8 protein-coding genes are annotated in these 13,244 nt (G+C 60.8%); 1 reads left to right on the top strand and 7 read right to left on the bottom strand.

The genetic code is table 11. The annotated features are described in order from the left end of the window. Positions 1-86 precede the first annotated feature (86 nt). The 5 genes from AS156_RS24675 to AS156_RS24655 form a co-directional block, all read right to left on the bottom strand. The gene (locus AS156_RS24675) at positions 87-1,682 is read right to left on the bottom strand and encodes a GMC family oxidoreductase (RefSeq protein ID WP_066509785.1); all 1,596 of its coding nucleotides are present in this window, start codon (positions 1,680-1,682) and stop codon (positions 87-89) included. 227 nt (positions 1,683-1,909) lie between these two features. Then, on the bottom strand, positions 1,910-3,007 hold the full coding sequence (locus tag AS156_RS24670; RefSeq protein ID WP_245313045.1) for a hypothetical protein: 1,098 nt from the start codon (positions 3,005-3,007) through the stop codon (positions 1,910-1,912). 81 nt (positions 3,008-3,088) lie between these two features. Then, positions 3,089-3,490 carry an SPW repeat domain-containing protein gene (locus tag AS156_RS24665; protein ID WP_066509778.1) on the bottom strand — a complete coding sequence of 134 codons (402 nt, stop codon included), beginning with the start codon at positions 3,488-3,490 and terminating at the stop codon, positions 3,089-3,091. A gap of 306 nt (positions 3,491-3,796) precedes the next feature. Beyond that, the gene (locus AS156_RS24660) at positions 3,797-4,765 is read right to left on the bottom strand and encodes a LysR family transcriptional regulator (protein ID WP_245313044.1); all 969 of its coding nucleotides are present in this window, start codon (positions 4,763-4,765) and stop codon (positions 3,797-3,799) included. Between the two features lie 381 nt (positions 4,766-5,146). Beyond that, entirely contained in the window at positions 5,147-5,773 is a 627-nt protein-coding gene (locus tag AS156_RS24655; protein ID WP_066509773.1) for a response regulator transcription factor, read from the bottom strand. A gap of 226 nt (positions 5,774-5,999) precedes the next feature. On the opposite strand from AS156_RS24655, the gene AS156_RS24650 reads away from it, so the two are divergent. Further along, positions 6,000-6,404, top strand: coding sequence for a response regulator transcription factor (locus AS156_RS24650; protein WP_245313043.1), 405 nt, complete (start codon positions 6,000-6,002; stop codon positions 6,402-6,404). Here the strand turns inward: AS156_RS24650 and AS156_RS24645 are convergent. Both AS156_RS24645 and AS156_RS24640 read right to left on the bottom strand, forming a co-directional pair. Further along, the gene (locus AS156_RS24645) at positions 6,399-12,284 is read right to left on the bottom strand and encodes an ATP-binding sensor histidine kinase (protein ID WP_066509768.1); all 5,886 of its coding nucleotides are present in this window, start codon (positions 12,282-12,284) and stop codon (positions 6,399-6,401) included. The two genes, AS156_RS24650 and AS156_RS24645, sit on opposite strands and share 6 nt — an antisense overlap. Before the next feature lie 507 nt (positions 12,285-12,791). Then, a partial coding sequence (locus AS156_RS24640) for an efflux RND transporter permease subunit (RefSeq protein WP_201456102.1) occupies positions 12,792-13,244 on the bottom strand: 453 nt, incomplete at its 5' end.

The following is a 13,244-nucleotide window of genomic DNA, read 5'->3' as shown; positions in this document are numbered from 1 at the left end:
GGGCCATCTTGGACACCGCCGGTGCCCTTGGCGGGCGTGGGCGGGTGAATGCGGCGATTGCTGCCGCCGGCTTGCGCCAGAGCTCCCTAGATCCGCTTCAGATCCTCGACCAGCATCGCCGTGGCGTGGCGCGCAAGCGCCTGGGTTGGGGCGTTGGTATTGCCGCTGGTGATGTTCGGCATGATCGAGGCGTCGATTACCCGGAGGCCGTCGACCCCGCGGACCCTGAGCCTTGCGTCAACCACCGCTCGCGCATCCTGGCCCATTCGGCACGTTCCGACCGGGTGCCACATCGTCGTCACGGCACGCTTCACCCATTCGCCGATCTCCGCGTCCGACTGGATATGCTGGCCGGGATCCATCTCTTCCTCGATCACCGACGCCAACGACTCCTGGGCCATAACCTCACGGATCGCGCGCACCGATTCCACCGCGGCCCTCAAGTCTTCCTCCTCACCGATGAAGTTTGGGTTGATGAGGGGCATCGACGTCGGGTCGCTGTCGGCCAGCCGCACCCAGCCACGGCTCTTGGGCTGAAGCACCACGAGTTCGAAAGTGACGCCCGAGCGGTCGCCCGTCGGGCCGAGTTGCTCGTTCAAGATGATAGGAGCGTGATAGCATTGGATCGTGGGTTCGGCGGCGAAGTCCGACGGATTCCAGTGAGTAACCGTCTCGATGCCGTTGCCCGACGCCGGGCCATCCTTGGTGACGAGATACCGCAGGCCCGCCTTAATGGTGCCGAGTCCCTGCGCGGCTGCCTGATAGCCGAGATCGCCCTTCACATAAGCACGAACCGGCACCATCGGGTGGTCGTGGAGATTCTCGCCCACTCCGGGAGAATCGACGATCACCGCGATGCCGTGTCGCTGTAGCTGCTCGGCCGGTCCAACGCCCGAGTGCATGAGAATCTTCGGGCTATGGACAGCCCCGGCCGACAGCACGACCTCGCCGGCCATGATCCTCTCGAGACCGTTGTCCTTCAGCTCGATGCCGACAGCCCGCTTGTCTTCGACAAGAATCCGAACGACGGTCCTGCCAGTGAGAAGAGTGACGCGGCCCGAGGCGAGGTGCGGACGCAGATAAGCGTCGACCGCGCTGCACCGCCGCTGATGTCCGACCGTAGACTGGACTGGCGAGACGCCGATCTGGCTTTCCCCGTTATAGTCGGGATTATAGGGAAGCCCATATTCCTGGAAGGCCTTGAGGCAGTATTGGTTCAGTTCGTTGATGCCCTTGGGCAACTGGACCGCCAGACCACCACCGATGCCGTGATATTCGTCGTGGAAGGTGTCGTTGTGTTCCTGCGCCATGAAGACCGGAAGCAGGTCTTCATACGACCATTTTCCGGTGTCTCCGACCGCGGCCTGCCACGCAGCGAAGTCGCGCTTCTGGCCCCGGACATAGGCCATCGCGTTGATTGAGGAGCCGCCGCCGAGCACCTTGCCTGAGCGATATGCTCGCTTGGTGCCGTGCTGGGGCACTGTCTCGTACTTCCAAACATGCCGATCATAGGCCAGTATATTGGCGAAGCCAGCGGGAATGTGGATGAACGGATCGCGATCCATGTCGCCCGCTTCGATCAGCGCGATCGACGCATCGGTGTGTTCGGCGAGATAACTCGCAACGACGCAGCCGGCCGCGCCCGCGCCAACAATGACAATGTCGTACCTCTCCCGGGACATCAGCGTCTTTCTCTTTCGTGCCATTTTTATCGTTCAATCAACGCCCGTGACCGGTGCCTCGCTATCGGGGCGCCTGATCCGGAGGTTGATTTGACCTTGCTTTGGGAGAGTGACCTTGCAACGCCGGCGAGGGAAATCACCTCTCGCCATAGAGTCGATAGACGATCGTTATTGTCGTTCGCCGTGTCGCACGATGCTGTAGCGAGAAACGCCGGCGCCGCCGTCGTCTAGCTGATCCGAACCCCGCACATACCCGCGATGATCGCAGCAGAAATGGCGCCGCTTATTGCGACGCCCGCCCCCCAAAGCCGATTTGCGGCACGTCGATTGACGCCATGCGCGACCAGCATCACCCGCAATCCCGACGCAAGGTGGCTCAGGACAAAAAACACGCCGAGTGCGTAATGAGGCAACAGGCGGATATTCCATGCATCATGAATGAGCCCGGTCGGGGCTCCGATCGCGAAATTCCAATCGGTCGGTATGCCGAGAAAGCTTCGAGCGTAGATGAAAACCGAGTTCATATGCCCGAGGATGAACAGCGAGAGGTAGGCTCCCGAGGCGACCTGGAACGTCCGATGGAAGCCCTGCGGGGCGGCACTCCAGCGCCACGCCAGAAACAGGCCGGTGCCAATCTGGAAAAGCATGGCTGCGACCAACAGCGGTTCACCCACGCCAGAGCGGTAGACCATGCGGCCGATCTTCATGACGGCCGCATGTGCGTCAGGGCCGATCAGCCCGAACAGGTGATTGGCTAGATGGAACGCCACGTATACGCACAAGACCGCCGCCGTTATTCCGTGCACAATGCGCCAACGCCCCACTGTCGGCCGCGTTGCGGCGACCGGATTGCCGGTAGTCCGTGACCAAATGGCGATCGCGAGCCAAAGCACGCACCACACAAGTTCGTCAGGGAGAGGGCTGTGAAGCAGGGCCTGAACGACGCCAAGAAAAACATAGAGCGTTGGGGTCGCCACGCCGGCATAGGCGAGCCGCCGCGCCGCTGGATTGGCGTCGGGCCGGCAAGCGAGCGCGAGCGCGAGAAACGGCACGACGAATGCCACGGCCAGGATCAAGGTCGCGGCGACAATTGCGAGAGGCGAAGGCGTTGCGGCCTGCGCGCCGACGACGGCATGAAAAGCGCGGAGTAGAAAAGGGTAGCAAATCGCCGCCGCCGCGGGAGCGAGCGCCAAATGATCGAAGCGCGGCCCGATCGCGGCGCTTCGGTCCCGCAGCAGAGCAAACGCCTCCATTTTCAAGCCCCTTAAATATCCGCCGCGCGATCCGGCCGCACCGTCCGAAGGCGTGCACAGCCCCTCTACCATCGGCGCTATCAAGGATTATCCCAGCCCAAGCCCCAAGTATATCGCCCTCGGTAAGAAGCGCTTCGGTGGCCGTCGCCGCTTTCAGCCCGCTGCGCGCCTGCCCAATTCCGAACGCGTCGCAACCGGCTCCTCAGGCGCGTTCAAGACTGACGTCGTGAGCAGGACAGCAGCAGCAAGGGCCCAGTAGTACCAGGCGTCGAGCCCAACGAATTTGTAGGCAAACGGTGCGATGACAAACACCACCCCGACGGCGCGATCGACCCAAAGGTGCAGCCAGTAGGGAATGATGCGGACGAGCCCGGTAGGATGGTCGGTCAGGGCGGCCAGGAGCAGCGCGGCCACACCGACGACAACCGAAAGCCACATTGCGACCGGTCCACTCTGGCCGAGCTTCAGCACGAAAGGCGCTGCGATCAAGACGACCGCGACAGGATAATCGATCAGGTAGGCGTGGATAGACTTGGTGATGAAGCGGAACGACATCTGTGACTCCACTGTGCTTGGCTGCTCGAGCGGATCCTTGCGAGAGGACGATTACGCGGTCCTATGCTGGCAAGCACTCCGTCACGGGTCAGCCCCGTCAGACGAAGGTACGCCGGCACGCCAGCCATTAGAAATGCCCGGTCGTTATCGTTTCCATTCCGCCCGGCGGCTTGGAAGCAGCGGCGCGTGCTCGCTGTCTTCGATCGGCTCGCTTCTATCGAGCCGGGCGCGCCCGACATATTCCAGGTATTTCCCCGAGGTTGTACGCCACGAGCGCCAGCACTGTTTGCTTCATGCGCGGAGCATCTAGGTGGTTTCTGAAGTAGCCGCGGAGAACGCATGCGCCGCGTGCTCTGCTCGGATGCCGCACACATTCAACGATTTTCTCTCCGCGCGAACGACGACCGACCAGTCGCGAAGCCGCACGACCTTGACGAAGGCGTCCAGCGCCGGCGAGTAGCGGCGCCCCTGCACAGCCAGCAGTCGCACCTCCCGCGAAACCAAGTCGCCTTCGAGCGGAATGGTCTTGAGCGTCGGAAGGCGCGGCATATGTTCAGGCGCGAGTATCACGCCGAAGCCGGCCGCGGCCATGTGTTGCAGGTGCAAGTCGTGACCGCTGCAGTGGCCGAGGTGGAGCGGTTCCTCGGGGAAATACGACCGTTGGATCTTCGTGGCGACGTCGCATCCGGCGCGTTCCAGCAAGACGGTCTCGCGGAGGTCGTCGATCCCGATCGAGGGACGGTTTGCGAGCTGGTGTGTCGGCGCGAGAACCGCGACATAGCGCTCCTCGAACAGCGACCAATCGTCGATGCGGGCGGGCATGTCCTGCACGTCCCCGACCATTGCGGCGTTGATCTCCCCCTCAAGCAAGAGGTCGACGAGCTTCTCCGCCGCGTCCTCGCGCAACTCGACGTGAAGTCCAGGGACGAACTTTGCGATCTCCGCGATCGGATCGAGGACGAGCGACGCCGAGATCGATGGGGCGAGGCCGATCTTCAGTGGCGCGACCTCCTTGCGTTGGAACTCCTGGGCCCTGCGACGCACCGTCTCTGCCGAGACCAGTGTGCGCGCCAGCATCGGAAGGACTTCCTTTCCAAGGTCGGTGAGCTGCGTCAGTCGGCGCTCGCGGTAGATCAACTGGCCGCCGAGCTCCTGCTCGAGCTTCTGCACCCCCTTGGTCAGGGCGGGCTGCGCGACGTTGCACCGCTCGGCTGCGCGGGTGAAGTTGAGTGTGGACGCGACGGCCAGGAAGTACCGAACTTGATGAAGCTCCATGGATTGTTCTCCGTCGGGCTGCTGCGGACGATACTGACGAGCCTAGTGTCACCCCGTCCGGACCCGGGCGCTCGTGGTCGTTCACCAACAGGAAGGAGGCGACCTCAGTGCTTGAAACGTAATCTGACGGTTTGGCGTGCAGCGCTCTATTGCCCGCAGGGCGGTATGAGGTTCGCTTGCGGTTGCACCTTCATAAGCAAATCGCTTAGGAACAACGGTGCGAGGCATCCAATCCTTGCTGCCGCATCCGTCGACCGGATGAGTAGCCAAGGGAGGATGATCAGCGGTGTAGCTGACACGGCAGACGGCAGGTTGCGCGAATGATCAGTGCACTCGAGACGAATGCGCCTGAAGGGGGTGCCGTTCGCCGGCTTAGAAACTCTATGGCTGCTGCGGCTTTATCTTGAGGATGTCCGCCATCCGGCAGAGTTCGGGAAACGAACGCGCCTTCATCTTTCGCATCGCGTGGGTGCGATGCACCTTCACTGTAGCCTCCGCGATGCCGATATCGTTGGCAATCTGTTTGTTTAGGCGACCCGCCACGACAAGCAGCATGACCTCACGCTCGCGAGAGCTGAGCGTATCGAAACGCGCCCTGAGCGTGGCAAATGCGCGTTCACTCTCCCGGATCGTGCGATCGCGAGCGAGGCCCGTCTCGACGGCGTCGAGAAGATCCTGAGGACGGAACGGTTTTGTAAGGAACTCGATTGCACCTCCCTTCATCGCTTGCACGGTCATCGGCACGTCCGCATGGGCTGTAATGAAGATGATTGGCACTTGCTTGTTCGCAACGGCAAGGTCGCGCTGGAGCTCAAGACCGCTTCGCCCCGGCATGCGCACGTCGAGGACCAGGCAAGACGGCCCCTCTGGTGGATCGGCCCTGAGAAAATCGGGAACGGAGGAAAATTGACGGCAGTGTAAGCCGACCGTCTCCAACAGCCGCACGACCGAATCCCGAAACTCAGCATCGTCATCAATGATCGAGACGCTGGGATCTGCGTTACCCATTCCCGGTATCCCGAATTCAAGGCGAGCACATTTGTCCCGCAAAACGACGGCATTCTACGCACAAATTCACGAAGATGAAAAGTATCAGCTGCCTGAGCGCACGATCCCAGGCCTAAGCACATCGCTTAGGGGCCGCGGTATTGCATTGCTGGAAGATGTCGCTGACAGTGCGACTGCATGCAGGCGAAGTACTGCTGCCGCTGGTATCGCGTAGCGAGGAAGTTGCATGGAAGCCGCGATGTCGAACCGTGCATTGATTTCCATCGTCGATGATGATCAATCCTTTCGCGAATCAATGCGACAACTCGTGATATTGTTGGGCTACACCGTCGAAACGTTTCCGTCAGCGTCCGATTTCCTCGCATCGCCTCTCCTGCCTGAAACCGCCTGCTTGGTCGCCGACGTTCAAATGGCTGGCATGACTGGCGTTGAGTTGCACGGACATTTGGTCGACGCTGGATATGCGATTCCAACGATCCTCGTCACTGCATACTCCGATGAAGCCGTCAGGGATCAGGCCCTAAGGGACGGGGTTGTCTGCTTCCTCAGCAAGCCGGTGGACGTGGACCATCTTGATCGATGCCTGCGCTCGGCTCTGCGGTCTGCCACGCCGTCGAAAGACAGTTCATGAGGCCTCTTGGACCACAGGTAGCGTGAACTTGAATACGGCCCCCCGAGGCTCATTGGCACCTACCCACAACCGGCCGCCATGACCGTTGATGATGGTATGGCAGATCGATAACCCCATCCCTACCCCGCTGGTCTTGGTGGTGTAGAAGGGCTCGAAGACTCGCTCACGATTTTCTGGGTCGATGCCCGACCCTGAATCGCTCACTGCGACGAGGATCCCGTCGGTTTGGCTTTGCTCGGTCCTGATCGCCAACTCTCGTCCCACTTCCTCAACTGAGCTCATCGCTTCGACCGCATTGAGGATCAAGTTGACGAGCACTTGTTGCAGTTGAACGCGATCGCCCCAAATAGGAACCAGTCCATTCATCAGGTGGGTCCGGACAACGATTCTGTTCTTGGCGATTGTGCTTCGCACCATCACGATCACCTCGTCGATCGCTTCATTGAGGTCAAACCGCTCCTTTCGCGGAGGCGCTTTCCTGATTTGATCACGCATCCGTCCGACGATGTCCTTAGCTCGTCCGGCATCCCTGACAACACAACCGAGCGCTACCCTCGCCTTATCCAGTTTTGGCGGGCTCATTTCCAAAAAACGCATCCCCGCCCAAGCGTTGTTGCTGGCGGTTGCGATCGGATGCAGAATTTCGTGAGATAGGGAAGCGGCCAGTTCTCCCATTGTGCTCACGCGATTCATGTGGGCGAAATCCGACTCAAGCTGGTGCAGCCTTTCATGTTCGTCCTGTGCCCGCCTTCGTTCCGTCACGTCGACGGTTGTGGAGATAACCTCAGCCAGCGTGCCCCGGGGGGAAAACACATGATGGCTGGTTCCTTCGACACATTTAATTGTTCCATCAGGTAGGAGGAGTCTGAATTCGGCTATGAAATCTCTTCTCTGATCCACGGCCTCCTGAACCGCGCCCCACACTCTCCCGCGGTCCTCCGGGTGAATGCGTTCCCACACACCTTGCCGACTCGGAAGGCCCTGCAGGGGATCAAACCCCCAGATCCTGTAACTCTCGTCCGACCAATAGAGGTAACGCATCGTTGTCGCGTTGTAGATCCAATTGCCGGTACGGCTGAGTCTCTGTGCTTGGCCAAGCGCTTCCTCGACGCGCTTGCGCTCGGTCAAATCGAGCACGAATGCAAGACCCTCGTCGCCACCTTCTTTGAAGAGAGCAGCGCCAATAAGCACAGGAACGCGGCTGCCGTCTTTCCGAACATACTCCTTCTCGAAGGGCTGAACTATGCCGGTAGAGTTCAGTTCTGCTCGAGTCAACATGTCGCGCTCGCGCCATTCGGGCGGGGACAGGTCGGCCCAGCGCACGCGGCCCGAAACCAAGTCCTCCCGGTCATATCCCAAGATACGTAGAAACGCGTCATTGGCTTCAAGAATTCGACCTTCGCGGTCGGCAATGATGATCCCGATGATGTTGGCGTCGACCAAACGCCGAATCTTCCCTTCGCGATCTTCGACGTCGCGATAAAGCCGCGAATTTTCCAGCGAGATCGCCGCCTGCGACGCAAGCACCTTCAGCACTGTGACGCGATCAGGTGTGAAAACGTTGGCCGTCAGGTTGTTTTCGAGGTAGATCACACCGGCAAGTCTGCCCTGTTTGAGCAACGGCAGGCAGAGAATCGAACGGGCGTGATGCTGATGAATGTACTTATCGGCAGAAAACGGGTTCGCGACTGCGGCATCGTGGAGAAGAACGCTCTCTTTCGTCCGGATCACGTAGCGCAGGATGGACTCCGGCAAATCTGCAGCCGTTACACTTGCTTCTCGCTGACCGACGGTCACCGTATTATTGCTGGCCGTGACTTCCGCCTCAATCCGATACCCGTCACCTACCGCAAGGATCAACAGACCCCGCCCGGCGCCAGCGTGCTCAATCGCCGTGCGCATCAGCGTGTCGATCAGCTTTTCTGGAACGATCTCGCCCGACACCGCCTGCGAGACTTTGATAACAGTAGCTAGATCCAGTTGCTCGACCGGCGCCCCGATCGTGCTTGTGGGGCCGGCAACCGGCTTTTCTTCCCTGAGGTGCGGATACAACCCGTCGAGTTGACGTACCTTGCCGAAGGCTCCCCAATGGGTGTATCCGTGCCGCGCATCCTGCAGATAGGCATGCGCGATTCTCTCGAACCCGCGTGCGGCATAAAAGCGTGCGGCGACTTCGTTGGCGAGCGCCTCGTTGTGGACCAAGCCATGCGTGTGCGCCGAGTGGATAGCGCGCTCGTAAAGATGTTCGGCATCGAGCGCACGGCCTTCGATCCGGGCGATCTCCGCCCCGACAAGTGCGGCGCGGTTCTCGAAGTTGTCCGGGCAAGCCCTCGCCCAGACCTCGAGCTGTCGGTGGTGCGCGGCGGCTGCGTCGACATGCTGCTGGCCGGCCACTGCGAACTCGCAGGATGCCGCGTGGGAGAGTGCGCTGTAGAAGTGATACTCTGCCGTTTCGAACATTGACGGCGATGTCCACAGCAGCCGTTGCGCCCGCAACGAGGCCTCAATGGCTGACGCATAGTCGCCGGCAAAGAAGCGCGCCTGCAGCTTGCGGACCCAGTACCAGCCCTCGGCGAGCGCCAGATCCGGGTTCGTGCAGAAACGGGACTCCAGTAGGAGTTCGTCAAACTGCCCATCGTCAAAGCGACCGAATATCGGCGTCAAACCGCGGAGTGTCCAAATCAGCCTAAGCTGGCCGGCGATGCAGTCAATCGCAAGACCGAACCGCATCTTCTGCGCAAACGCGAGACCACGCTCGGCTTCGCCTTGCACCTCATCGAGTGGATCGCCCGCCGCAAGGAGGTTCGTGTTCAGGTGGCTGCAGCAGTACGCCGCAAAAGTGAGGTCACCTATCTGGTTTGCCGTCTCAAACGCACGCCGCAGCAGATCACGACCTTCCCGGACATGTCTCGTCCAGGGTGTGACTAAACTTCCAAAGTTCAGATAGATCCTGGCCTGGAAGCGCTTTAGCCCGCGCTGTTCGACCAGTTCATAGCCAAGACGGCAGAATAGAAGTCCCGCCTGGTAGTCGCCGAATTTCGGTCCAGCAAGCCTGCCAAGCACCGCATAGGCGTAGCATGAGCCGTCAGAATTGCCCCCCTCCAGGCTGAGATTGACTGCTCGACAGATGACCAGGGAAGCTAGGTTCGCATCCGTATGCCAGGCTGGCGGCCCGAGCTTCGTCAGAACATCGAGCGTCGCGAGCGATTCGGCATTGCTCATCAAGGGCAGATCAATGAGGCTTTCTATCGTGCGGGAGCCGAGTTGGGACCAGATCCTCTCATACTCGCGCCGAGCCTCGCCTTCCGTCGGGTGCGGCGACCAGTCAATGGCGAGTTGTCGGAGATAGTCAAGACCGACTGCGATCGCGCGGCTGGCCTGATCCAGGGTCAAGTAAAGATCCACCTGCAGGCACGTAACGCGGGCTCTTTCGATCGTCGTTGCGGCACGGGCCGACAGTACCCGCAAACGCTGCTCGGCTTCGGCCAGTGCACCAGTGAGGAACTCACATTCGGCGCGGTGCAGTTCCAGTTCAAAAATCAGGTCGTGCTGGCGCTCCCAAGAGTCCTCTGGCAGCAGTGCTACGCCGGAGACCAGATAGTTCAGCGCCGAGGCATACGCTGTCGAGGTCTTGGCGCGTCTACCTGCAATCAAGTACAACTCTGCGCCCTGCTCAAGCTCCTCAATTGACGTGATGAGATGCGAGCCGCGGTTGAGCTGATTGACAATTTCGAAGATCATCTCCTCAAGCTTCTCTGGAGGGGTCTTCGCTGCGAGCAGCATCCCTATTCGGAGATGGGCTTCGGCACGCGATTCCTCCGGGATCAAGGAGTAGGCGGCTTCCTGGACACGGTCATGGAGAAACTTGTAGGAATCTTCCGAACGAAAGATCAGCCCTGCTCGCACCGCTTCCCAAAGCTGGCCATTCATCTCCTCCGCGGAGTCCTGGTAAACGATCCGCAACGTGGTGAACCCTGCATCGTTGCCCAGGCAGGCGAGCTTCTGCAATGCGTTCCGGGTTTCGGCGGACAGGCGGTTCAGCCTCCCCACCATAAGGTCCACGACATTGTCGGTGTAACCTTGGGCGTGAATGCGATTCAGGTCCCAGCACCATCGCGCCTCGCCATAATCGAAAGTGAGCAATGCTTCGTCGGCGAGGGCAGAAATGAACTGGATGGCGAAAAGCGGATTACCGGTTGTCTTCTCGTGGATCAGCTGTGCCAGCGGCGCGATTCTCTCTGCTTCGCTGTGAACAGAATCCGCGATTAGTTGTCCCAAGTCTTCACAGGTTAGGGGTGCCAATACGATGTCTTGCAGTATCGCTCCAGCCTGGCGCATCGCTTCGAGCTTGCGCATCAGCGGGTGGATGGGATCGACTTCGTTGTCGCGGTAAGCGCCAATCAACAACAGGTTCTGTACATCCGGCCGGGTCAACAGATCTTCGAGCAGATCCAGCGTTGCTGCATCGAGCCATTGGAGATCGTCGAGAAACAGCGCGAGCGGATGTTCCGGCCGCGCGAATACGCTGATAAATCGCCGGAACACCAGCTGAAAGCGGCCCTGCGCTTCCTGTGGCGGCAGCTCGAGGACCGGTGGCTGCTCGCCGATGATGTGCTTCAATTCCGGGACGAGATCGACAATGAGCCGACCGTTCGGTTCGAGCGCCTCGAGCAGCGCCTCCCGCCATTGCCGCAGCTCCGCTTCGGCCTTGCTCAAAAGCGGGCGGATCAGGCTCTGAAAGGCCTGCGCAAGGGTGGCGTAGGGGATGTCGCGCTTGTACTGATCAAACTTGCCCGATGCAAAAAGACCGCGGGGCAGAACAAGTGGCTTATGAAGCTCGTTGACGACCGCGGACTTGCCGATGCCGGAATATCCGGAAACCAGCACCAACTCCGGCCTGCCGCCGGCGACGATACGGTCAAAGGAGGCAAGCAGGGTATCGATCTCGGCTGTCCTACCATACAATTTCTCGGGGATCAGCAGCCGGTCCGGAGTGTCGTGTTCCCCGGGCGGGAATTCGTCGATATCGCCGCGAGTTTCCCATTCAGCAAGGCAACGCCGTAGATCGCTCTCGGCGCCCGCGGCCGTCTGGTAACGCTCCTCAGCAGTCTTGGCGAGCAGCTTCATAATGATCGCAGAGACGGAGCCTGGGAGATCCTTTAACCGCTCGCTGGGCGGCTCCGGTGGTCTTGCAATATGGCAGTGCACCCATTCCATCGGATCGGCGGCCGTGAAGGGCAGAGCGCCCGTGAGCATCTGGTACAGCGTAACGCCGAGGGCGTAGAGATCGCTGCGGGCGTCGATCGAGCGGTTCATCCGCCCGGTTTGCTCGGGTGCCATATAAGCAAGCGTACCGGCGATGGTCTCGGGCGGCTGTGGCGCCTGCCGCTCGCGGGACAGGCGCGATGCGATGCCAAATCCGGTGAGCCGCACGTGTCCATCCGCGCAGTCCACCACGATATTAGCTGGCTTGATGTCTTTGTGGATGAGCCCGCGCTGATGAAGCTTGCCCAGAGCCGAGGTAACAGCGACAGCCAGACGCAAGAAGCGTCCGACCTCCATCGGCCTACCGAGCAAACGGTCGAGCGGCTCGCCGCCCGGATCATCGAGCACCAGCACGGTCCGACCGGCGTCGCGCATGAGGGCCAGTGGCCGCGCCGCCCATGCCCCGTCGAGCTCATCTTTGAGCTCGTATTCGTGCGTGAGGCGATCGATTCTTGTCCGGGACGGGTGGTCGGCGGCAGAGGCAACAAGCAGCACGGCGAGCCGGTTGCCATTGTCGTCAAGTCGCCAGCCACGGCTGAACACGCTCTCGCCGTCCTCCCACAATACCTGAGAGCTATCGTCCGAGTACGCGACGTTGAGCGGCTGCTGCACCACCTGTCAGACTCCGGCGTCGGGCTTGAAGTTGGCTGATCAAGCTCTTCGGGGGCCACACACGCGGGCTGTCTCCAGCCCCGAGAGAACGTACTCCTTCGACCGAGGAATGTCAGTCGTCCCTTGTTCTGGCCGGCTACGGCTGGCGCGGAACCTTCAGCAGCAATTTAGCAATTTGGAGCGATTTGCCCGGCTTTACTAGCTAGGGCGGCACACGCAGGTCAACGAGCGCCGATCCCAAGGGAGCTTGCGGGGGCAACAGCACCTGGAAAGAAGGATGGACGACGAATAGAGCTTTTGAGTTCGCTACTTTTCGCCTTAGCGTCGACACTCAACTTCACCCGGGCAACCGTGCAGCACAATGTTGCGTAGCCCGCCCTGACCAAGGGGTGCAGAAGCTCGACCAGGAGCTCGGTGACCGGTTGATCCACCGCGAACGTCGGTTGACGCGGCTCACAGGCCGGGACGCAGATAGTGTTCCGGCGTCAGCGCGCATCGGCGTTACAGTGCTCATCCCGCCGCTGCCGCGGTCGTCTGGGTTGGCTTGCCCTCGTTCTTTCCTTCCGCGAGGTTGCGCACCACCATGTAGAAGATCGGGGTGAAGATCAGGCCGAACAGCGTGACGCCGAGCATGCCGAAGAACACGGCAACCCCGACCGCCTGGCGCATCTCCGAGCCCGAGCCGGTCGACACCACCAGCGGCAGCACGCCGAGGATGAAGGCGAACGACGTCATCAGGATCGGCCGCAAGCGCAGGCGACAGGCCTCGATCACCGCCTCCAGCCGCGACCGGCCCTCAAGCTCGATGTCGCGGGCGAACTCGACGATCAGGATCGCATTCTTGGCGGCGAGCCCCACCAGCACCACGAAGCCGATCTGGGTCAGGATGTTGACGTCCTGCCCCATGATGCGCACGCCGATGGTCGCCGCGAACAGGCACATCGGCACGATCAGGATCACCGC

Origin of the sequence: Bradyrhizobium macuxiense (assembly GCF_001542415.1) — a bacterium.
In the GTDB taxonomy this organism is placed as follows: domain Bacteria; phylum Pseudomonadota; class Alphaproteobacteria; order Rhizobiales; family Xanthobacteraceae; genus Bradyrhizobium; species Bradyrhizobium macuxiense.
Note: the sequence above shows the minus strand (reverse complement) of the source record. Positions and strands in the feature narration are given on the sequence as shown.

Excerpts from the sequence above, each read along its gene's own strand:
- AS156_RS24675 (WP_066509785.1), bottom strand. The coding sequence starts at position 1,682 with ATGTCCCGGGAGAGGTACGACATTGTCATTGTTGGCGCGGGCGCGGCC.
- AS156_RS24670 (WP_245313045.1), bottom strand. The coding sequence starts at position 3,007 with ATGGTAGAGGGGCTGTGCACGCCTTCGGACGGTGCGGCCGGATCGCGC.
- AS156_RS24665 (WP_066509778.1), bottom strand. The coding sequence starts at position 3,490 with ATGTCGTTCCGCTTCATCACCAAGTCTATCCACGCCTACCTGATCGAT.
- AS156_RS24660 (WP_245313044.1), bottom strand. The coding sequence starts at position 4,765 with ATGGAGCTTCATCAAGTTCGGTACTTCCTGGCCGTCGCGTCCACACTC.
- AS156_RS24655 (WP_066509773.1), bottom strand. The coding sequence starts at position 5,773 with ATGGGTAACGCAGATCCCAGCGTCTCGATCATTGATGACGATGCTGAG.
- AS156_RS24650 (WP_245313043.1), top strand. The coding sequence starts at position 6,000 with ATGGAAGCCGCGATGTCGAACCGTGCATTGATTTCCATCGTCGATGAT.